The organism is Paraliomyxa miuraensis (assembly GCF_026337845.1).
Taxonomy (GTDB): domain Bacteria; phylum Myxococcota_A; class Polyangia; order Nannocystales; family Nannocystaceae; genus Paraliomyxa; species Paraliomyxa miuraensis.
In genome coordinates this window covers 574,906-596,719 of sequence record NZ_JAOVZF010000162.1, presented here as the reverse complement: position 1 = coordinate 596,719, position 21,814 = coordinate 574,906, and the positions used below count along the sequence as shown (strand labels likewise).

At 68.7% G+C, this 21,814-nt stretch carries 15 protein-coding genes; 5 read left to right on the top strand and 10 right to left on the bottom strand.

Going from position 1 to position 21,814, the window contains the following annotated elements; genetic code table 11:
• Positions 1–43 precede the first annotated feature (43 nt).
• Complete coding sequence (locus OEB96_RS39860; RefSeq protein WP_266222155.1) at positions 44–1,087, top strand: hypothetical protein; 1,044 nt, start codon at positions 44–46, stop codon at positions 1,085–1,087.
• A 20-nt stretch (positions 1,088–1,107) separates the two neighbouring features.
• Here the strand turns inward: OEB96_RS39860 and OEB96_RS39855 are convergent, their stop codons facing one another.
• From OEB96_RS39855 to OEB96_RS39840, 4 genes are all read right to left on the bottom strand, one after another.
• On the bottom strand, positions 1,108–3,288 hold the full coding sequence (locus tag OEB96_RS39855) for a response regulator (RefSeq protein ID WP_266222154.1): 2,181 nt from the start codon (positions 3,286–3,288) through the stop codon (positions 1,108–1,110).
• A gap of 167 nt (positions 3,289–3,455) precedes the next feature.
• Positions 3,456–5,558: a response regulator gene (locus tag OEB96_RS39850; RefSeq protein WP_266222153.1), complete on the bottom strand. Its 2,103-nt coding sequence runs from the start codon at positions 5,556–5,558 to the stop codon at positions 3,456–3,458.
• Positions 5,559–5,875: 317 nt separating this feature from the next.
• Positions 5,876–6,292 (bottom strand): response regulator, encoded by a 417-nt coding sequence (locus tag OEB96_RS39845; RefSeq protein ID WP_266222152.1) that lies wholly within the window; start codon positions 6,290–6,292, stop codon positions 5,876–5,878.
• A 221-nt stretch (positions 6,293–6,513) separates the two neighbouring features.
• Entirely contained in the window at positions 6,514–8,706 is a 2,193-nt protein-coding gene (locus OEB96_RS39840; protein WP_266222151.1) for an ATP-binding response regulator, read from the bottom strand.
• Positions 8,707–8,993: 287 nt separating this feature from the next.
• Between OEB96_RS39840 and OEB96_RS39835 the strand changes: the two genes are divergently transcribed.
• Together OEB96_RS39835 and OEB96_RS39830 are read left to right on the top strand one after the other, a co-directional pair.
• On the top strand, positions 8,994–10,829 hold the full coding sequence (locus OEB96_RS39835; RefSeq protein WP_266222150.1) for a sigma 54-interacting transcriptional regulator: 1,836 nt from the start codon (positions 8,994–8,996) through the stop codon (positions 10,827–10,829).
• Between the two features lie 67 nt (positions 10,830–10,896).
• Positions 10,897–12,528, top strand: a complete 1,632-nt coding sequence (locus OEB96_RS39830) for a hybrid sensor histidine kinase/response regulator (protein WP_266222149.1) — start codon at positions 10,897–10,899, stop codon at positions 12,526–12,528.
• A gap of 36 nt (positions 12,529–12,564) precedes the next feature.
• On the opposite strand, the gene OEB96_RS39825 is transcribed toward OEB96_RS39830, so the two are convergent.
• The 3 genes from OEB96_RS39825 to OEB96_RS39815 all read right to left on the bottom strand — a co-directional run bounded on the left by OEB96_RS39825 (position 12,565) and on the right by OEB96_RS39815 (position 16,030).
• Positions 12,565–13,881 (bottom strand): alpha/beta hydrolase family protein, encoded by a 1,317-nt coding sequence (locus OEB96_RS39825; RefSeq protein WP_266222148.1) that lies wholly within the window; start codon positions 13,879–13,881, stop codon positions 12,565–12,567.
• A 55-nt stretch (positions 13,882–13,936) separates the two neighbouring features.
• Complete coding sequence (locus tag OEB96_RS39820; protein WP_266222147.1) at positions 13,937–15,757, bottom strand: cation:proton antiporter; 1,821 nt, start codon at positions 15,755–15,757, stop codon at positions 13,937–13,939.
• Between the two features lie 102 nt (positions 15,758–15,859).
• Positions 15,860–16,030, bottom strand: a complete 171-nt coding sequence (locus OEB96_RS39815) for a hypothetical protein (RefSeq protein ID WP_266222146.1) — start codon at positions 16,028–16,030, stop codon at positions 15,860–15,862.
• Positions 16,031–16,151: 121 nt separating this feature from the next.
• On the opposite strand from OEB96_RS39815, the gene OEB96_RS39810 reads away from it, so the two are divergent.
• Positions 16,152–17,855: a peptide chain release factor 3 gene (locus OEB96_RS39810; protein ID WP_266222145.1), complete on the top strand. Its 1,704-nt coding sequence runs from the start codon at positions 16,152–16,154 to the stop codon at positions 17,853–17,855.
• Positions 17,856–17,888: 33 nt separating this feature from the next.
• Here the strand turns inward: OEB96_RS39810 and OEB96_RS39805 are convergent, their stop codons facing one another.
• The gene (locus OEB96_RS39805; protein ID WP_266222144.1) at positions 17,889–18,779 is read right to left on the bottom strand and encodes an Rpn family recombination-promoting nuclease/putative transposase; all 891 of its coding nucleotides are present in this window, start codon (positions 18,777–18,779) and stop codon (positions 17,889–17,891) included.
• Positions 18,780–18,883: 104 nt separating this feature from the next.
• Between OEB96_RS39805 and OEB96_RS39800 the strand changes: the two genes are divergently transcribed.
• On the top strand, positions 18,884–20,326 hold the full coding sequence (locus tag OEB96_RS39800; protein WP_266222143.1) for a formylglycine-generating enzyme family protein: 1,443 nt from the start codon (positions 18,884–18,886) through the stop codon (positions 20,324–20,326).
• A gap of 27 nt (positions 20,327–20,353) precedes the next feature.
• Here OEB96_RS39800 and OEB96_RS39795 read toward each other — a convergent pair whose 3' ends face one another.
• Both OEB96_RS39795 and OEB96_RS39790 read right to left on the bottom strand, forming a co-directional pair.
• Positions 20,354–21,223, bottom strand: coding sequence for a diacylglycerol/lipid kinase family protein (locus OEB96_RS39795; protein ID WP_266222142.1), 870 nt, complete (start codon positions 21,221–21,223; stop codon positions 20,354–20,356).
• A 15-nt stretch (positions 21,224–21,238) separates the two neighbouring features.
• Positions 21,239–21,607: a BON domain-containing protein gene (locus tag OEB96_RS39790; protein ID WP_266222141.1), complete on the bottom strand. Its 369-nt coding sequence runs from the start codon at positions 21,605–21,607 to the stop codon at positions 21,239–21,241.
• Between the last annotated feature and the right edge of the window lie 207 nt (positions 21,608–21,814).

Below are 21,814 nucleotides of genomic sequence, written 5' to 3'. Positions count from 1 at the left end.
TGCACGGGTGGATGTTTCCGGCCGCAGCCCCCAAGATCGATGCATGCTGCACGCGCGCATCATCATCGACCTACCCCGCGAGCCCCTGCCACGGACCAGTCGAATCAAGCGCCTGCTGCTGTCGCTGGTCACCGATCCCGGGCCCGACGAGGCAAGGGAGCGCTTGCTGGGCAACGCGCTCGAGCTCCTGGGCGCCACCCTCCAGGCGCTCGCCACCACCGGCGTTCGCGACGTGATCGCGATCGTCGTGGGCAAGCACGCGGTCTACACCGACACGGAGCAGCGCCTCGACGACCTCGATGACGCGTTCGCCCGCGTCGTCGAGTCGGGCCGGCTCGAGCCGGGCTTTGGAACGGTGCGGGTCGTGCTCTCACACGTGGCCGATGGCCTGCACACGGTCGCCGAGCTGACGATCGACGAAGAAGTGGCCCAGGGCACGGCCCCGGCCTCCATCGAGCTGGTGTCCCGCACCGCCGAGCTGCGGATCACGGCCGACGAAGGTCCCTCGCAGTACCGCACCCGGGTGGATGCGTTGCTCGCCGAGGGCGGCCTCGAGCGCATGCGCGAGCGCGGCAGCGCGCTCACCCGTGCCGCGTCGACCGCCCTCGCCGCCGCCTTCGGACCTACCTCGGTGCGGGTCGAGGGCCCGCAGCTTCGCATCGTCGCCCCCGGACCGGTACAAGTCGCCCGCCTGCGCCACCTTGGATTTCGCCAGCGCCTGCGTCCCCCCACCCATCGTCCCAACCCGACCCATCGTGGACGCTCGCCCGCCTACGACCACGCGCACGTGCACTACTACTTCGACCCGTACCACGATCTGCTGAGCTGGATCGTGGTCGAGGCGCTCCTCGATGGCCGCGCCCCGGTCGAGCAGGCGACTGTCGTGGACCCCGACGGCAAGCCCCTGTTCACGGCCGGCGGCGCCTCGGCCCCGCCGAAGCCCGTGGCGCTGCCGATCGCCCGCGATGCGGTCCGGCTCGAGGACTCGGCCATCGTCATCGACGAGGCCGTGCCGGCAATGGGGCTCGACGTGGCCGAGATCGGCAGCCCCCACGCCCCGGGCTACGGCGGCGACGGCTACGGCTGAGGCCCGCGCGCCATCGAGCCTCACGCCCGAGGGTTGACGAGCTTGGCGATCTCCCGGGCCAGCCCGTCCCGCTGCACCGGCTTGCTGACGTAGCCGTTCATTCCCGCGGCAAGGCAGCGCTCGCGATCCCCCTGCATCGCGTGCGCCGTCATGGCAACCACCGGAACCATCACCCCCTTCGCCCGCAGGGTCCGGGTCGCGTCGAGCCCGTCCATCACCGGCATCTGCACGTCCATGAACACCAGCTCGTACGACACGCGATCGATCAGCTCCAGCGCCTCCTGCCCGTTGCCGGCCAGATCGATCCGGCACCCCAGCCGCTCGAGCAGCTTGGCCGCGACCTTTTGGTTGATCGCGTTGTCGTCGACCACCAGCACGCGCAGACCCTCGTAGAGCCCACCGCCGACCTCGTCGCGCTGATGCTCCTGCAGCAGGTGCCGCGTGAGCAGCGGTCCCTGCGTGACCTCGGTGCGCGCATGCAGGGCTGCCGCCAGCACGTCGAGCAGCTCGCTCTGGTGGACCGGCTTGACCAGGTACCCCGCGAACCCGGCCGCCTTGATCTCCCCCAGATCGAGCGCCAGCGTCACCGAGGTCAGCAGGATCAGCGTCGTCTCGGACAGCTCGGCATCGGCCTTGATCGCCCTCGCCAGCGCGACCCCGTCCATCTGCGGCATCTGGTAGTCGAGCACGGCCAGGTCGAACGGCTCGCCGCGCTGCTTGGCTCGCCGCAGCCGCTCGAGCGCCTCCGCCCCCGACTCGCACTGTTCATTGCGCATGTTCCAGCTCGTGACCTGCTCGCACAGCACCCTGCGGTTGACCGGATGGTCGTCCACGATCAGCACCCGCGCCGCCGCCAGCTCGTCGGGCGTCGATCGCCGCACGCTGATCTCGTCCTGGTCGATGTCCACCGGCAGGGTGACTCGGAACGTCGACCCCTCGCCCACCACGCTGTCCAGCTCGACCTCCCCGTTCATCAGCTGCACGAGCTCGCGCATGATCGTCAGCCCCAGCCCCGTGCCCGCGTGCTGGCGGGTGGCCGAGCCGTCGAGCTGGCGGAACTTGTCGAAGATCTCCGCGCGGCGCTCCTCGGGGATCCCTGGCCCCGTGTCCTGCACCGAGAGGCTCAAGGTCGCCCGGTCGGCCGACGCCCCCTTGCACGACACGGTCACCAGCACGTGCCCGCGATCGGTGAACTTGACCGCGTTGCTCACCAGGTTGGTGACCACCTGCCGAATGCGCCCCGCGTCGGCCACCACGTGCTCGGGCGTCCCCGGCACGTAGCGAAGCACCAGCTCCACCCCCTTGGCCGTGGTCTGGTACGCGAATTGATCGAGGATGTCCTCCATCGTCGCCCGCAGCTCGAACGGCACCGGCTCGAGCCGCAGCTGCCCCGCCTCCACCTTCGACAGATCGAGGATGTCGTTGATCACGTCGAGCAGCGCCAGCCCCGAGGTCCGCGCCGTCTGCAGGTACTCCTGCTGCATCGCGTCGAGCTTGGTGCCCTCGAGGATCCCGATCATCCCCAGCACCCCGTTGATCGGTGTGCGGATCTCGTGGCTCATGTTGGCCAGAAACGCGCTCTTGGTCACGCTGGCCGCGTTGGCGGCATCGAGCGCGACGGAGAGCTGCAGCAGCATGCGATTGCGGCTGCTGTAGAACATCCACAGCTGGGCCGCAATGAGCGCCAGCATCCCGATGCTGGCCACCGCCGGCACGATGCCCGGGTCCTCGCCGGCCGGTGTCAGCCACGGCGTGGGAACCAGCGGAATCGTGCTGATGGCCATGCCGGCGGCCGACATCACCACCGCGAGCAGCAGCGGCAGTCGGTCACGCGTGCTGAACAACGAGAATGGGAGACACACCGCCAGGATGTGCAGCACCGCCATGTGTGAGGCCCCCTCGGCCGTCACGCCCAGGGTGACGATCACGTTGACCACCAGCAACGTGATCAGCACCCCGATCTGGGGGCACCCCTTCATGCAGAGATACGCTCCCAGAAGGCAGCCCACTGCCGCGGACGACGACATCGCACAGTGGAAGGCATTGCCCGTGAGCCCCAGCGCCGTGGCCGCCGTCAGGGCAACCAGTCCGGCCAGGAGCAGCGTCCCGTTGCGAGTGATGGCCTGCTCGAGCTCGCCCGGCAGCGCGGGCTCGGGTACACCGGCTCGAAGAGTGCGACGAACGAAGCCTCGAAGATCCACGGACGCTCCTTGCCTCTCGGTTGCCATGATCATACGGCGGCACGGAGTCCGAGGGGCATCCGCATGGTCGATCGAGCGGCCCATCCATGCGACGACGCGACGCTCCGCCGTTGCTCGCGGCCCGATGATACTGGCGCTCGCGCGCCCCGGCGTCGGGGTGTCCCGTACTACCGCAGCTCGACCACCTTGGCGATTTCCCGGCTCAGCGCATCGCGCTGCACGGGCTTGCTGACGTAGCCGTTCATTCCCACCGCCAAGCAGCGCTCGCGGTCTCCCTGCATCGCGTGTGCCGTCATCGCAATGATGGGCAAGGACTGCCCCCGCTCGCGCAGGACCCGAGTGGCCTCGAAGCCATCCATGATCGGCATCTGCACGTCCATGAACACCAGGTCGTACGACACCCCATCGACCAGATCGACCGCCTCCTGCCCGTTGCCTGCCAGATCGATCCGGCACCCCAGCCCCTCGAGGAGCTTGGCCGCGACCTTTTGGTTGATCGCATTGTCATCGACCACCAGGACCCGCAGTCCCTGGTAGCGCTCGCGCCCCTTGGAATCGGCACGGTGCTCCTGCAGCAGGTGACGCGTGATGAGCGGCCGCGTCGATCGGTCCTTGCGTGCATGGAGTGCCGCTGCCAGTACGTCGGCCAGCTCGCTGTGGTGCACGGGCTTGACCAGATAGCCCGCGAACCCAATGGCTTCGAGCTCGCCCACGTCGAGCGTGACCGTCACCGAGGTCAGCAGGATCAAGATCGTCTCGGCCAGCTCGGGCTCTGCCTTGATCGCCGTGGCCAGCGCGACGCCGTCCTGTCCGGGCATCTGGTAGTCGAGCACCGCGAAGTCGAATGGCTCGCCCCGCGCCTTGGCCTCGCGCAGCAGGTCGAGCGCCCTCGCGGCGCCGTCGCACTCTGCATTGCGCATGCCCCAGCTGCTGACCTGCTCGCGGAGCACGCGACGATTGACCGGGTGATCGTCCACGATGAGCACGCGCGCGGCCGCGAGTTCTTCGGGGGTGGAGCGCACCACCGTGATCCCGTCGTCGAGCGCCACCGGGAGCGTGAACCAGAACGTGGAGCCGCGCCCGAGCTCGCTGACGAGCCCGATCTCGCCCCCCATCAGCTGGACGAGCTCCCGCGTGATGGCCAGCCCCAGGCCCGTCCCTGCGTGCTGCCGCGTCGCCGAGCCATCGATCTGACGGAACTTGTCGAACACTTCCTCCTTGCGCTCGGCAGGGATGCCCATTCCCGTGTCCTCGACGGAGATCCTCAACACCGGACGATCCTCGGTTTCGGCGCCGTTCGGGTCGGGCTCCACGGTCACGAGCACATGGCCTCGCTCGGTGAACTTGATGGCGTTGCCCACCAGGTTGTTGACCACCTGACGAATGCGCCCCGCATCGGCCACCACGTGCTCGGGCGTCCCCGGCACGTAGCGCAGCACCAGCTCCAGGCCCTTGGAGGTGGTCTGGAGCGCGAACTGGTCGAGGATGTCCTCCACCGTGGCGCGCAGCTCGAACGGCACCGGCTCGAGCCGCATCTGCCCCGCCTCGACCTTCGACAGATCGAGGATGTCGTTGATCACGTCGAGCAGCGCCAACCCCGAGGTTCGGGCGGTCTGCACGTACTCCTGCTGCATCGCATCGAGCCTGGTACCCTCGAGGATTCCGATCATCCCCAGCACCCCGTTGATCGGCGTGCGGATCTCGTGGCTCATGTTGGCCAGGAACGCGCTCTTGGCCACGCTGGCCGCGTTGGCCTCGGCCAACGCCACCGACAGTCGCTTGAGCGTACGATTGCGGTTGTCGAAGAACAGCCACAGCTGGGTCGCAATGATTCCGGTCATCGAGATACTGGCGATCGCACGCACGTTCCCCATGACCTCGCCCCCCTCTCTCAGCCAGGGAGTAGGCACCAGCGGCACCGTGCTGACGCACATGCCGAGCGCCGCCATGCCCACTCCGGCCGCCAGCAGGATCCGATCGCTGGTATGGAACAGCGAGAACGGAAGGCATACCGTGAAGATGTGCAACACGGCCAAGTGGTCGGCTCCCTCCGCCGTCACCCCCATGACGATGATGACGTTGACGATCGCCAACGTGAGGACGACGCCGAGCCGATAGTGTCCACGAGCCGAGAGCAAGAAGCCCAACCCGCACACCAGGCCGGTGGAGGTCGCCATCACGGCATGCAACGTCGAGCCCAACAGCACGAGCCCAACGCCCGAGCCCAACGCCGCGATCGTCCCGACCAGCAGGGTCGCGTGCCGGGTCACGACCTGCTCGATCTCGTCGGGTGACGCCGATGCGGGACAACCCGACCTCAAGATTCGCGTGATCGATTCCAGTAGAGTCATGGTGCCGCGCGTCCTTGCGCGGTGTGATCATACGGCGAATTGCTGCTCCTCGATGATCCAGAACCGCAAACGATTCACATCGGGATCGACCCGAGATCGAGCCCTGGCGCTCATTCGGTCGCAGATGCACCCCACCCGGCCCCGACGACGGCTTCAGCTCGCGCCCCACGCCGTCGACCGACCGCACCCCCCTGTGAGACCATGGGTGGCTCTCGCTGGGACCGAGCCAGCCTCGCTCATTGGGTGGCGCGATTGCGTCGCGCGGGCTCGCGAAGCCGTCGCACATCCCAATTGATGCAGGTCATGGTCGCATCGCGCAGCGTGTCGGGATCGAAGGGCTTGTCGAACACCGCGGTCGCCCCGTGGGCCTTGGCCAGGTCGCGGATCTCGGGTCCAAACCCCGTGAGCACGATGACCGGGATCGTCCACTGCAGCTCGGCCAGGCAATCGAGGATGTCGAGCGACGTATACCCCGGCATCCGGTGGTCGGTGATGATCACGTCGGGAAGCCGGGCGCTGCGGCCACGCTGACGAAACAACCAGTCGAACAGCTGGATGCCGTCGAGCGCCGCCCGGACCACGAATCCCTCGTGTGTCAGCAGGGTGGTGAGCGACTCACGGATGTCGGGCTCGTCCTCGGCAAGATAGATCATGGGAAGGTCGTGCCGAGGATCCCGGCTCGAGCTTCGTGGCGTGGTTTCGATGGAGTTGAACACGTTGCCTCCTCTTGCGGCCGCTCTAGCCGCTGCATCGTCCGTGCCAGATCGGACGCGTCCCTGCGAAACGGCCAATCGAGCAGCCGGTCACCGTCGGGGCCCGCCGGACCTCGAAGCCGGCGTGTGAAAGAAGTGCAGCCATGGCCATGCCACGACGCTCATGGCTCGGTGGACGGCAGCGCCGGTGACACGGCGTTGCCGAGCATCCCAGGGCTCACCGCGGTGCTCCCCCCTTCGAGCCGCGAGGGCACCTCGAACACGAAGTCGTTGCCCGTGCCGTCCGCATCCTCCCAGCGGAGCTCCCCGCCGACCGCCCGGGCGATGTCACGGATTGCATAGACGCCGATTCCGGAGCCAGCACCGCTGAGCCGATGGAAGTCGCGGGTCCGTCCCACGGGGTCGAACACCTCGGCGCGCTGCTCTTCGCTCAGGGGAGGGCCGGCATCTCGAATGTGGATGCGATGCCCCAGCCCCGAGGCGGCCACGCGGATCTCGACTCGGGCCTCGTTGCTCACCGAGATGGCTCGCTCCACGAGGTTCAGCAGCACCAGTCGCACGAGGCGACGGTCGCTGACCGAGTCCACCGGTCGCTCGCGCACGTCGTCGACCACCAGCTCGGTTCCCCGCACGCGCGCGTGACTCTCGAGCCGGGCAGCGACCTCGTCCGCCAGCTCTGCGGGATCGAACGGCTCGATCTCCGCCTGGTAGCGGCCGTCTTCCACCCGTGCCCACTCGAGCATGGTGTCCACGAGGTCGACCAGCCGGCGTACCGAGCGGTCGATGCGCTCGAGCCCGCGGTCGAGCGACGGCGTGCGCAGGACGCCAGGGTCGCTCTCCAGCACGCGCAGCTGCAGCTTCATCGCGGTCACGGGGGTCTTGAGCTCGTGGGACATGATCCGCAAGAAGTTGCTCTTGGTCTCGTTCATCCGCTCGGCGCGCTCACGGGCCGCCTCGAGATCGGCGTAGGCCCGCTCGAGGCTGTGATGGGTGTCGGCGACCTGATTGGCGAGCGCGATGAGGTCGGTGTCGCGCTGGCCGATGGCCTCGCTGAGCACGTCGTGCGTCCTCTTGGCCATCAGCAGGCGACGCGCGCGCGCGCGTAGCTCGGCCAGCAGCACGGGCTTGACCATGATGTCGTCGACACCCGCCTCGAGCAGCCGCAAGACCTGCGGTTCGTCGCGGCTGCTCGTGAGCGCGAGGATCGGCATCTGCAGCTCCTCGCGCTCGCGGAGGATCTCGATCACCTGCTCACCACCGAGCTCGGGCAGCCGCAGATCCACGATCACCAGATCCGGCCGCAGGTCCGACGCCAGCTCGACTCCCGCCCGCCCGTGAAACGCGGAGACCGTCGCGCAGTCGGGCCCCAGGCAGCCCACCAGCGCGCGATTGAGGGCACGAGAGCCCTCGATCACCAGCACGACGGGTCGGCCGTCGTCGGCCACCGGCCTGGCGTCGAGCTCGGCCTCGGCGCGAAGCTCCGCCTCGGCCAGCGCGACTGCCTCGGGCATCCACGCCGCCAGCTTGGGAGGATCCACCGACACCGGCGCGGCTCGGGGGGCCCAGCGCGGCAGCCGGATCTCGAACAGCGCGTGACCGGTGCTCGTGGGCACGGCGTCGAGGATCCCGCCCTGCAGCGCGATCAGATCGCGAGACGTGCCCAGGGCGAGCCGTACCTTCCCCACCCGGATCGCGACATTGCGCTCCACGACTCGGCTGCGATCGAAGATCGCGTCGAGCTGCGCCGGGTGGACGCCGGGGCCGCTGTCCTCGATGCTGATCACGACGTCTTGCAGCAGCTCGTCCACGGACATCACGCAGCGCACCACGCCGCCCTCGGGGGCGTACTTGAACGCATTGAACAGCGCGTTGCCGATGGCGAGCTCGGTCTTGTCCACGTCGACCTCCACGATCAGCTCACCGGGCAGCGAGACCTGGTAGGCGAGCCGTCGATCGACGGCGAGGCGCTCGAAGCATGCGCACGCGCGCCCGACCACGTCGACGAGGTCGACCCGCGCATACCCGACGTGCAGCGCTTCGGCATCGAGGCGCTCTCCCCCCGGGCGCGAGCCGAGGTGCGCGAGGATCGTGCTCAGTCGGCGATGCACCGTGGTGAGATCGCGGACCTCGGACGCATCGAGACGGCGGCTGGTGGCGGCGGCCTGCAAGAGTGCGTCGATCGTCGGCTGAACTCCCAACGAAGCACGAATGAGATCATTGCGCTCTGCCTCGTCCAACCCTCGGATCCGGGCGATCAGGCGCTGAATGAACCAACCGATCTGTCCAACTTGCGGAGCGAGGATCTCGCCGCACAGAGCGCCGACCAAGCGCTGCAATTCGCTCAGCTTCAACACGTGTGCGATCCAAGTGCATGCACCGTACCACTCGACATCTCACCATCTCGAGTAGGTTGCGATTTGGGCCTCTGCAAAGGCTGCAGGTCCGCGGCATCGACTCGATCGAAGAGGTGCAATCCTGCCGGTCGGTTCGCGCGGCGATCCGCACCACGCAATCGGCACCGACACGAGTGTCGACGTCGTAAGCCAGCGAAGGCTCGTTTCACGGGCGCTCGACCGAAGTGTAGGCCAATTCCCTCCGTCGACGGAGGACGAAGGGTGCGTCAGAATGAGAGGGAAGACGTGTGTCGTACGATCTCCAAGACATCGCGGAATCGGAGGAACGAGTCATCCGGCCGAAAGGCCAGCCTTCCCTCGTCGTCGTCATCATTGCGAGCGACGACACGACCCGGCAGTCACTGAGCGCCGAGCTCGAGGGCACCTCGATCGAGGCCTGCTTCGTCCCCGATCCCGCCGACGCAATCGACGAGATCGACGCCTTGCAGCCGAATTTCGTGATCGTCGACGGTGCCTGTGTGGGCGAAGATCGGGAGCTGCTGGCGTCGATCTTCACCGCGGCTCGCTCTGCGCTCCGGGTGCTGTTGCTCCCGATCCCCAGCGGAACCTGGGTGAGCATCGCCCACGCCTGCGATGCCGATGCGATCCTCCCGCAGCCGCTCCAGCGCGCCGCCCTACGGCGCCTGCTGGGCAATCATCGGCCCCTCCTGGCTGCACGGGACGAGCCGCTCGTGCTGCCCGCGCTGCTCGATCGCAGCGAACGCATGCGCGAGGTCTGGAGGCTGGTCGCGCTCGCCTCCTGCTCGGATGCATCGGTGGTCATCAACGGAGAGACCGGCGTGGGCAAGGAGCTCGTCGCCCGCGCGCTGCACCGCTTCTCGCCACGTCGCCGCGGTCCGTTCGTGGCGGTCAACTGCGCCGCGATTCCCGAGGCCCTGCTCGAGTCGGAGCTGTTCGGGCACGAGAAGGGTGCGTTCACCGGCGCGACCAGCCAGCGCAAGGGTCGATTCGAGCTCGCCGACGGGGGCACCTTGTTCCTCGACGAGGTCGGAGACCTTCCCCTGGCGTTGCAGGCAAAGCTGCTGCGGGTGCTGCAAGAGCGACGCTTCGAGCGACTCGGCGGAACGCGAACGCTCTCGGTCGACGTCCGGGTGTTGTCGGCGACGCACCGCCAGCTCGAGGACGAGGTGCTCCGCGGACGCTTTCGGGCCGATCTGTTCTATCGCATTCGCGTGCTCTCGATCCGGGTGGCTCCGCTCCAGCTCCGGCGCGAGGACATCCTGCCCCTGTGGGACCACTTCTTGCAGATGGGAGCGAGCCGCGAGGGACGACCAGCCCCACGCACGAGCGTCACGGCACGTCGTCGACTGTTGCGACACCGGTGGCCCGGCAACGTTCGGGAATTGCAGAACGCCGCCCAGCATGCGCTCATGTTGGTAGGAGAGCGATCGATCCAACCGGCCGATCTTCCCGAGCTCCAGCGTGAGTCCCGTGAGACGAATGGTTCCGGCTCACTGGTCGGCTTGACCCTCAAGCAGCTCGAGCGCAACGCGATCCTCGAGACCTACGCCGCGATGGGCACGGTGAGAGCGACCGCCGAGGTCCTCGGGGTCTCGGAACGCAAGCTGCACTATCGCCTCAAGCAGTATCGCAGGGAGCGCTCCACGACCGCAAGGCTCCAGATGGCGACGATCGGGGCGCGCAGCGAGGAGAGCGCGAGCGAGGAAGGCACCGAGCACCGGGCACAGATCCTCCTTGCAGAGGACGACGACGAGCTGCGGTGGAGCCTCCACGACTTCCTGGAGTGCTCCGGGTATCGCGTCGTTGCGGTACGCGACGGCCGAGCGTTGCTCGAGCACCTCGGCGCCAAGGTCTTGTTCGAACGCCAAGGCGCTCCTCCCGACGCCATCATCACCGACGTGCGGATGCCGTTCCTCAGCGGGCTGGACCTGCTGCAGAAAGTGCGGGAGCGGGGCTGGAAGACCCCCGTCGTCCTCATGAGCGCGTTCGGCGACAAGGAGCTCAAGCAGCGGGCGACCGCCCTGGGCGCGGTCGCGTTCCTCGACAAGCCCATCGACACGGACGCGCTGCTGCACGTCCTACGCACCGCATCCGTGGGCTGAGCACGCCTCGACGAGCTTGGCCCGCGTCTCGCATGCCAGCTCGTGAGGACCACCACCCATGACGACCATGCCACCACGCGACCGGAACGCAGAACGCTCGGACGCATCGAGCGTCATCGGGCTCACCCCGTTGACGCGGCCGTACGACGGTGATGCCAACGTGCTCGTCGTCGACGACGATCCCGAGCATCTCGCGGTGCTCGAGGCGGCCCTCACCGAGCTCGGGGTTCGAGTGACCACGTCGAGTTCCGGAGAGGACGCGCTCCAGCACGCGATGCAGCGCTCCTTCGCCGTCATTCTGCTCGACGTCGACCTTCCCGGAATCGACGGATTCGAAACGGCGCGGCTGATTCGCTCGCGCGAGCACGGCGAGCACGTGCCCATCATGTTCATCACGGGTCACCGCCAGCACCACCACGACGTGCAGCGTGGCTACGAGCTCGGGGCGGTCGACTATCTGTTCGAGCCCATCGTCCCCAGCGTGCTGCGAGCCAAGGTCAAGACGTTCGTGGACCTCCATGACCGTACGATGGAGGTCGATCGGCTCTCGGAGGCCGATCGGCGCAAGGACGAGTTCATCGCGTTGCTGGCCCACGAGCTGCGCACCCCGCTGATGCCTCTGGTGGCAGGCCTGCGCTTGATCGCGACCCGCAGCGCGGCCGATCCCGTGGTCTCGGACGCACGCGACAAGATGGAGCGGCACGTTCGCCACCTCGAGCGCCTGGTCGACGATCTCACCGACATCGCACGGATCCGAGAGGGCAAGCTCGAGATGGACCGGGCCTCGGTCGATCTGGGCACGGTCGTCGACCAGGCTCGCGACATGTGCTGCGGCATGATCGCGAAGCGTCACCAGCTGTTGATCATCGAAGGACAGCCGGGCGCGGTTGCGGTGCACGCCGATCCGGTACGCCTGACCCAGGTGGTCTCCAACCTGCTCACCAATGCCTCGCGATACTCCTACCCGGGAGGTCGCATCTGGGTGCACTGGGGCTGCGATGGCGAGCATGCGTTCGTGCGAGTCGCCGACGAAGGTCGGGGGATTCGGCCGGAGTTCATCGAGCGTGTGTTCGATCCCTTCTCGCAGGAGCGCAGCGGGAGCCCGGGGCTGGGCCTGGGCCTGGCGCTCGTGCGCCAGATCGTCGAGACCCACCGCGGCAACGTCCAGGTCGAGAGCCAAGGGCCGGGCCGGGGCAGCGAGATCGTCGTCACCCTGCCGGCCGCGGGCGCCCCGGATCCGGGCGAGGGCACGACGAGCATCGATCCCGAGGCGACGGCGGTCGAGGCGAGCTCGCTGCGCGTGGTCCTGGTGGAGGATTGCGTCGACATCCGGGAGCTCCTCGGGCACTTGATCGCAGCGTGGGGCCACACGGTGGTCGATGCGGTGGGGAGCGGCCGCGAAGGGGTCGAGCGCCTGATTGGGCTGCGCCCCGACGTCGCCATCGTGGACATCGATCTCCCCGACCTCGACGGCTACGAGGTGGCGCGCCGGATCCACGCAGAGCTCGGCGACGAGCGGCCTGGCCTGGTGGCGGTGAGCGGCTTTGGGCAGGAGCACGCCCAGCACCAGGCGTTCGAGGCGGGCTTCGACGTCATGCTGGTCAAGCCTCCCGATCCCGAGCTGCTGCGCGAGACGATCGAGAGCGTGGGCGAGCGCCGTCGAGCAACGTCGGTGCTGCCGCGCTGCGTCGTCCATTGAGCCAGGGTCACCCAGCGACGCCGCGAGCGGCGCCCCTCACGGCTCGAGGTCGATCGTGAACATCCCGGGAGCCAACGCGTCGGCCGCCTCGGCCGTGAGCAGCTCCAGGCTCCCGGGAGAGTCGCGCAGGTGCCCGTTGAACAGCCCGATCGCGAAGTGCCGCTGCAGGGGCAGGGCCTGGTCGGGGCCGATGTGATCGCGGGTGCACCCGTCCTCGAGGGCCTGTGACAGACCGATCTGTGTGGCGCCCTCGATCGCCGCCGTGTCGAGAAGACACATGTCGCTGAAGGTGAAGTGACCGGCCGCGCTGACCGTGAGCAAGCTACGCGGCGGGGTGAGCTCGTCGTAGATCGACAGCGCATCGGCCAGCGGCGTGGTCATGTCGAGCTCTCCCGCGTGCAGCATCACCGGGATCGTGATCTCGCTCGCCGCGACCGGGAGCCCGCCGAACCACACGATCTCGTGGCTCGGCGGGGCCTGGGCGACCGCCACGTCGATGGGGCGCCCCTGGGCGAGCAAGCGAAGCGTCGTGAGGGCGCCAAAGGAGTGCCCGGTCGCCCCCACGCGGTCACCGTCCACGATGGCGCCGAGGGGATCGTCCTGCGGCAGGCCTTGCAGATGCGCCAGCACGAAGCCCATGTCGTCGGGACGCAGACCGAGGCTCTCGAATTGGGCCTCGGTGCTCGGTCCTCCCGCCACCACGGCATCGCTGAGCGTGTTGCCGATGTGATCGGGCGCCGCCACCACGTAGCCATGGCTGGCCAGGACCACGGTGAGGAAGGTCTGCTGCATGCGCATGCCCGACGAGCCATGGCTGAACAGCACGATCGGGAACCGCTCGCTCGTGGGCCGCGGGGCGGCGTCGCGCACGGCCTCGGTCGGCAGCTCGACCTCGAGCGTGGTCTCGAGCAACGCGCGGGCCTCCTCGGTCAAGAGATCCTCCTCGGTGTAGACGTAGCCCGGCTGCCCGCGCGCCTCCTCGACGGCGGGGTACCAGATCTCGGTGGGCAGCCGCCGGGGCTGGCCCATGTCGTCGAGGCGCGAGTCGTCGACGAGCTCGACGGTCATCACGCCCACCGGGTAGGGACCCATGGCAGAGGGATCGGGCGCGGCGTCGGGGCCGGCGGGAGGGAACGGGAGCGAGTCGTCCTCGCCGCTGGTCCCGCTGCCCTCGGCGCTGCCGCTGCCATCGACGGCGGTCGTGTCCGCGCTCTCGCCCGTCGTCGAGGTGGACGACTCGGATCCTCCGCTCGAGCCCGCACCATCGTCGGTGGCCTCGGGCTCTCGGCAGGCGCCGAGACCCACCACGAGCATCACGATCGCGAACGCCGAAGGACGAGCAACGAAGGGCACGCCCGAGCATACGCGGTCCTGGCCACCGTAGCGAGCGCCCCGCCGTCGGGGGTCCTCAATTGAGCACCTCGTCGCGCTGCACCAGCATCTCCCCCGCCTCCAGCCGCCGTGCCTCCAAGAACCCCCGCAGATCTCCGTTGAGCGCCGCACACACCGCGGGCACCACCCCCAGCGACGTCTCCGTGGGCCACGAGAACACGTAGTCCGCCCCCGCCTCGTACATCGCGGGCACGTCGGCCAAGCGCAGCGTGTTCACCACGATCCTTGCCTCCGGGGCCAGCCGCCGCAGCTGCGCGGCGAGCTCGAGGTTGGTGATGCCCTTGAGCAGATCGTCGGGAATCGTCGACACGATCACATCCGCTTCCAGCACCCCGCTGTGCTGCAGCGTGGCCGGGTTGGCGAAGTCGCCGTAGACCACCCGGGCTCCGCGGGCGCGGATGCGATCGTGCAGCGCCACGTTGAAGTCCACCACCAGCAGGTCGGGCAGGAGCTCCGGGTGGTCGCGCTCGATGTCGTGCAGCAGCGACGACGCCAGGCGGTGGAACCCGAGCAGGGCCAGCCGGGGCGGCGCCCCCTCCTCCTGCTGCGGGGCCTGCCGATCCCCCTCGCCGATGCCCACGCGGCGCAGCAGCGGAGACAGCCGCAGGTAGAGCGGATCGGCCAGCGAGAACAGCACGGGCGTCACGATCGCGGTGAGCACGAACGCGAAGATCACCATGCTCACCAGGCTCGCCTCGATGTGCCCCAGCGACAGGCCCAGGTAGGCGATCACCAGCGCGAACTCGGAGACCTGCGCGAGCTTGGTGGAGGTGGTGGTGGCGTGGCGCCGATCGAGCCCGCTGCCGTAGAGCAGCGGCAGGAACACCAGGTAGCGCAGCAGGCCCATCACCAGGGCCAGCACCAGCGCGCCCACGAGCACCGCGGGGCCGTCGGGGATGGGGATGCTCATGCCCAGCGCCACGAAGAACAGCGTGATGAAGAAGTCGCGCAGGTTGCCGACCTTGGCCACCACCTCGTGCGCATAGGGAAACGAGGCGAGGCTCGCCCCGGCCACCAGCGCGCCGAGCTCGAGCGACACCGACGGCTCGACCGGCAGGTGCAGCGCGTGCGCCCACGACCCCAGGCTCACCGCGAACATGCCCAGACCGAAGCACCAGCCGAGCGCCAGCGTGACCACCAACTCGGGCGACTTGGCAACCGCGCGAAACGCCCACGGCAGCACGAAGCGGGCGGCCAGCACCGCCAGACCGATGACCAAGGCGATGCCCACGAACGTGCCCAGCAGGGGGGCCAGCTGCGGGTCGTCGAGGTTGGGCTGGATCGCCAGCACCACGATCGCCCAGATGTCCTGGAAGATCAGCAGCCCCAAGCACAGCCGCCCGTCCACCGTGTCCATCTGCAGGCGGTCGTGCAGCACCTTGACCACCAAGAGCGTCGACGAGAACGCGCATGCCAGCGCCAGGTAGAGCAGCGAATAGTCGCCCCGCACCAGCGCCAGGCCCAAGAGCTCCACCAGCGTGAATGCGCCGAAGCCCACCGCGATCGACAACGGGACCTGGGCCAGCCCGGTCACCACCAGCGTGCGGCCGCTCGCGAGCAGGCTGCGCAGGTTGATCTCGAGGCCGATGAGGAACAACAGCAGCGCCAGGCCCAGGCCTGCGATCGTCTCGATGTCGCTGCGGTCCTCCACCCAGCGCAGGCCGATCGGGCCGATCGCCAGACCCGCGAAGATGAAGCCCGCGATGCTCGGCAGGCGCAGACGCTCGCACAAGAGCGCGAGCACGGCCGATGCCACGAAGCACAGCGCGATCTTGGTCACCAGCGGGGCCGGTCCGCCGCCGGCCGCCAACAGCACCATCGGCATGGTCGAGGTCATGCCCGGCAAGGGTACGATGGACGTCGGCCCGTCGGATACGCGAGCACCCGCTCGAGCATCACCAGCGTTCCGATCGAGCTCGAGTTCCCCTTGGCGAACCGGCTAGTTCGGCAGCAACCCGCGAGCCCGCCGACTCTTGGTCCACAGCCACGCGGCTCGGACCTCCTCGAGGGCACGGGCATAGCTGCCATCGGTGCGGTCCTCGTACTCGAAAGGCAGGCTGGTGGGCTCGCCGCGCTCCTCGCTCGATTCGTGGGTCTCTTCGTGGGTCATGGTTCCGTGGCCCCAGGGTGAGGCCATCGAAGCCCGAGGCAACCCCCCGAGGACGATTGTTTGCGCGAGCCCCGCGGCCTCGGTTTCGCCCTCGGTCGCGTTCTAGGTTATGAGCGCGGGCGTGACCACTGCCGAGCTCGAGGCCCAGGTCGGGCGTCGCCGAACGTTTGCCATCGTCAGCCACCCCGATGCGGGCAAGACCACCCTCACCGAGAAGCTGTTGTTCTTCGGGGGCGCGATCCAGACCGTGGGCGCGGTACGAGCCCGTCGCGCTTCCCGCCACGCGGTCAGCGACTGGATGGCGATGGAGCAGGAACGTGGGATCTCGGTGACCACGTCGGTGATGAGCTTCCGCTACCCGATCCCTGGCTCCAAGGCCGACGACCCGATGGCCGAGATCAACCTGCTCGACACGCCGGGCCACGCCGACTTCGGCGAGGACACGTACCGGGTGCTCACCGCCGTCGACGCCGCGCTCATGGTCATCGATGGCGCCAAGGGCGTGGAGTCGCGCACCGAGAAGCTCATCGAGATCTGTCGCCTGCGCGACACCCCGGTGGTCACGTTCGTCAACAAGCTCGACCGCGAGTGCATGGAGCCGCTCGAGGTGCTCGACGACGTGGAGAGCAAGCTGGGCATCGCCTGCGTGCCGATGACCTGGCCGATCGGCATGGGCAAGCGCTTCCGCGGGGTCTACGACCTGGCGCACCAGCGCCTGTTCCTGTTCAAGACCATCGACGGCACTCGCGACGACGAGATGCCGGCCGATGGGATCCCGGTGAGCGGCGTGGACGATCCCCGGCTCGATGAGCTCTTGGGCGAGGACCAGGCGGCCGAGCTGCGCGCCGAGATCGAGCTGCTGCAGGGCGCCGCGCCCGAGTATGACCACGCGCTGTTCTTGGCCGGCAAGCAGAGCCCGCTGCTGTTCGGCTCGGCCATGAACAACTTCGGCGTCCGCGAGTTGCTCGAGACCTTCGTGCGCCTGGCCCCGCCGCCGCAGGACCGCGTGGCCATCACGGGCGACGCCGTGCTCCACCCGCCCCCACCCGGCGAGGCCGTGCCCACGCGGCAGGTCGACACCACCGAGGAGGGCTTTTGCGGCTTCGTGTTCAAGATCCAGGCGAACATGGATCCCAAGCATCGCGACCGCATGGCGTTCCTGCGGATCTGCTCGGGTCGGTTCACCCGCGGCATGAAGGCATTCCACCCCCGCCTCGGCCGCGAGGTGAACCTGGGCAACGCCACCATGTTCTTCGCACAGAGTCGCGAGATCGTGGAGGAGGCGTTCGCGGGGGACATCATCGGCATTCCCAACCACGGCACCCTCAAGATCGGCGACACGCTGACCGAGGGGGAGCTCTTGCGCTTCACGGGGATTCCCAGCTTCGCGCCCGAGATCTTCCGCCGCGTGCTGCTCAAGAGCCCGCTCAAGGCCAAGGCGCTGGCCAAGGGCCTCACCCAGCTGTCCGAGGAGGGCGCGATCCAGGTGTTCAAGCTGATGCTGGGCGGCGAGTTCGTGGTGGGCGTGGTGGGCCAGCTGCAGCTCGAGGTGATGAAACACCGCCTGCTGCACGAGTACCAGGTCGAGGCCGACTACGAAGCCACCGAGCTCAACACCGCGAGGTGGGTGTCGCCGATCACCGAGGGTCGCAACAAGATCGAGGTACGCCAGCTGATGGAGAAGTTCACGCGGCGCAACGAGGCGAACCTGGCCCACGATGGCCACGGGGACCTGGCCTACCTGGCGCCGAATCGGTGGAACCTGCAGAAGGTGGAGGAGCGGTTTCCCGAGGTGCGGTTCTCCGCGACGCGGGAGCATACGTAGCGGGAACCCAGGGGCACGGCGCGGGACGAGGCACTATCCCCCGAAGACCTGTGAGAGGCTCTTGGCCCCGAGCACGCGCAGGCCCCACGTGCGTAGCTCCTCGGCCGTACCCGCCCGCACTCGGGCTTGGATCGCCTCCGACGGGGAGCCGAAGAGCGCACCGAGCTGCTCGAGCAGGAGCGTGGCCCGGCCGGCATCGTGGCCAACGTCGTGGCCTTCGTTCCAGCCCTCCGCGCGGCAGGCCGCGAGGTCCATGCGATGGAGCTTGCGCTCGTCCTCGCGCTCGAGGGCGAGGCGACGGACCTCGGGGTCTTGGGAGATCTCCTCCAGAGTCTGCGTCGCCAGGGCCATGATGGAATCCTCCGCGGCGAGCTGGGCGAGAACTTCGGGATCGTCGTAGCCGACGAAGAACCTTGCCCAGCGCTCGACGATGGCATCGTAGCCCGTTGCCTTGGCCGAGGACAGTGCCGATGGCTGGATGACGTGGATTGAAAGGTACTGACCGAGCGCGATGCCCCGCCGTCGCTCGCGCAGCTCGAAGACCGAGTGCAGATCCTCGGCAATCTCGGGCAAGAGGGGCTTGGGCAGCCACACGATCACCACCGAGGGGGTGAGCCGCTCGTAGCCCTCCCCTCGACGGAGCTGGTCCACGAAGTCCCGGGCGAGGTAGTAGGTCAGCCGGCCGGTGAGGGCCGCGGTCAGGCGTAGCTGCATCTCGATGATGGCGCGAGTGCCATCGTCGAGGACCGCCCGAACGTCGAGCACGATTTCCTTGTCGCGGAGCTGCTCGCCGGGGATGTCCGGATCGATGACCCGTACCGCGCGGATCGGGCGGCCGAGGATGCCCTCGAGCATGTGACGCAGTAGCTCCACCCGGCGAGTGAGCATCGTCTTGAAGACGAAGTCGTTCTTGGGGTCGAGCAACCCGAGCTCGAGTGGCTCCGTTGGACCCGACCCACCGTAGGCCGGAAGAGCGCGGAGGACGGGCCCGGAGACGCCACCTCCGTGATACGCTCACCCCGCCGCCCATGCCGCTCGCCTCCGGCTCGCCTCGCGTCCTCCTCCTCGCGCTCGTGCTCGGCCTGCCGGGCGCGGCCGCTTGCCGGCCGGACGCGACGCCCACCGACGAGCAGCAGGAGCTGGTGATGGCGTTCGGGGGCAACCGCGGCCAGGCGTGCCAGTACGTCAGCTCGCTGTCCAAGCCCTACGTGGTCGCCTGGGACGAGATCAAGCTCAACGACCTGCAGCGAGCGATCGACAAGCAGCAGCCGCTCGCGGTGCGCTACGAGGGCTGCTCGCTCGAGCTGCTGACGGGCTGCAAGGCGCGCGACGGTCACTATCAGTTCTCGCCCGCGACGATGACCAAGCCGCAGGTGGTGGCGCTGCGCTCGGCCACCGAGGCGATCGCCGAGTTCCAGATCGGCGGGGTCGGGCTCGAGGCGCACTTCGATCGCTACGACGAGCTCGAGGTGACCCGCGCGCTCGGGGGCACCTGGGAGGTGGCCGAGGCCCTCGACTTCTTTGCGGACGACTTTCGGGGCTCGCGCTGCGAGGGCGCCACCCACGTGGTGCATGCGGTCGACGTGGGCGCCTACCGGGTGGATGGCACGCAGGGCAAGGCGGGCGGCGCCAAGGTGCAGGGCGGCGTGGGTGGGGTCAAGGCCGGCACCGGAGCGGGGACCTCGTCGGAGCGCAGCGAGCTCAGCCACAAGGGCGACCCCGAGCGGTGCGCCCAGAGCGGCTGGGGTACGCAGCCGATCCCCGATTGCAGCACGCCCTTGCGGCTCACGCTCCAGCCCATTCGCCCGGCGGCCGAGCGGGAGTCGCGATGTCCCTACGGGATGCAGCACGTGGCGGGCGGCAAGCTCGGAGAGCTGACGTTGCTCGAGTTCTGCCTCGATACCACCGAGGTGACCGCCGCCGCCTACCGCGAGTGCGTGGACTCGGGCACGTGCGAGGCCCCGCCGCGCTCGCGCTACGGGACCTTTCGCGCTCCCGAGGGCCAGCAGCATCCGATCACGGACGTGAGCTGGTACGACGCCACGCGCTACTGCGAGAGCGTGGGCAAGCGCCTGCCCACGGCCGAGGAGTGGGAGTGGGCGGCGCGTGGACAGGATCAGGAGCGGGCGTACCCGTGGGGACACCTGCCGCCGACGTCCGATCTGGCGTGCTGGAACCGGGCGGACGCCAGCCTGGGCACGTGCGCGGCGGGCGAGCGACCGCTGGGGAAGTCGCGCAACGGGGTGCTCGACATGGCGGGCAACGTGGCGGAGTGGACGGCGACCCCGTTCGAGGGCAACGAGCGGCGACGGGTGGTGATGGGCGGAAGCTGGCGCGACGAGGATCCGCAGCAGCTCCTGGTGCGACGACGCGGCGGCGTCAAGGCCCGCAAGGGCGGCGATGGAGATCTCGGGTTTCGCTGCGCGGCGGCGGTGCGGCCGCTGGAGCTCACGGGCGGGCGCATGATCTGAGGCCACCGCGGGTGTACGAGCGATCGGTCAGCGCGGCACGCACACGTTCAGCGAACGAGGATGGACGCGAATCCGATGGAGCCGACCCGAGAGGGGCTCTCCATCGGCCACGACGGCGATGTCGACCGCGGCGCGTATGCAGATCGATCGCCGCGCTTCGAAGTGGCGGATCACGTCGGACTCGAGGGCCTCGCCCGTGATCGTCCCCCACAGCAGCCCCAGGTGATCGATGGCGCTCTCGGCCTGCACGACCATGACGTCGATGACACCGTCGTCGAATCGTACCCGATCGCCCCAGCTCAGCCGACCCATGCCGACGCTGCTGAGGTTGGTCACCACGATGCTCGAGCTTCGGGCCACGATGGTTCGTCCGTCGATCTCGAGTTCGAAGTCGAGCTCTTCGGGCGCGAACAAGCGGGGGATGGCGGAACCCACGTACGCCAACCCCTTGGACGCTTGCTTGTCCTCGGCAGTGGTATTGGCTCCTATCTCGGCCAACCGCCCAAAGCCCAGCCGGCACAGGCAGGACCGCGCGCCCAACGACATCGCATCGACCGGCCGGGTTCGCATGGCTGCGATGACCTCACACGCCCGATCCACCTCGGTCGGGATCGCGAGCTCGCGGGCGAGCAGGTTGGCCGTGCCCGTCGGCACGATGCCCAGCGGGATCGAGGTTTCCATGAGCGCGGTGGCCACCGCCGACACCGTGCCGTCGCCGCCACATGCGACCACGAGATCCGGCCGCTGCTCGTCCACCCGGGCCCGAACGAAGCCGATGAGGTCGTGCGGAGGTGCGCGGCACGGCTCGAGCGCCCGCAGGTGCTCGCGCAATCGAAGCTCCACCCGATCCGGATCGGCGTTGCCGGAGGCCGGGTTGACGATGGCGAGCACCGCCATGGCGCTCCCTCCGAATCAGGCAGCGCTCGCCGCCGTGTCCTCGCGGGTGCGAACGACCAGCTCGTTGTGGCACTCCCAGACATCCGGCACCGAGTAGACGAGATCCTCGGCGAGCAGCCGGGCGAGCGGAGACGAGACGATGCCATGGAGCACGACCCCCCCTCCGGTCACCGAGATCTCCATGTCTCGGGCATCATCGGGGAGCCGCTCCTCGAACAGCTGACGGATTTCGGCTTCCACTCGCCTGGCGTCGGCGACCGGGGCCAGCGCCGACGGGCTCAGGCTGGCCTCGCGGCGCGCGAAGCGAACCGGAGCATCCGGCTCGGGCTCGGAGGCGACATCACGTGCGCCTCGAAGGCGCGTGGCGTCGTTGAGACGGGGCATCGGCCGTCATCCGTGCAAGCGAAGCGCCAGGTCGGCGAGCTCTGAGCGCGACCCCAGGCACCGTTCGTACGCGCTCCAACAGGAGTAGGGGGAAACCACATGTGACGCGGTCGCACGGGTGTGCGGGTAGGACTCGCCCACCACGATCGGGCGAGTCGCGGTGTCCACGACCGAGGGGACGACCGATCAGCGACGAGGAGATGGTCA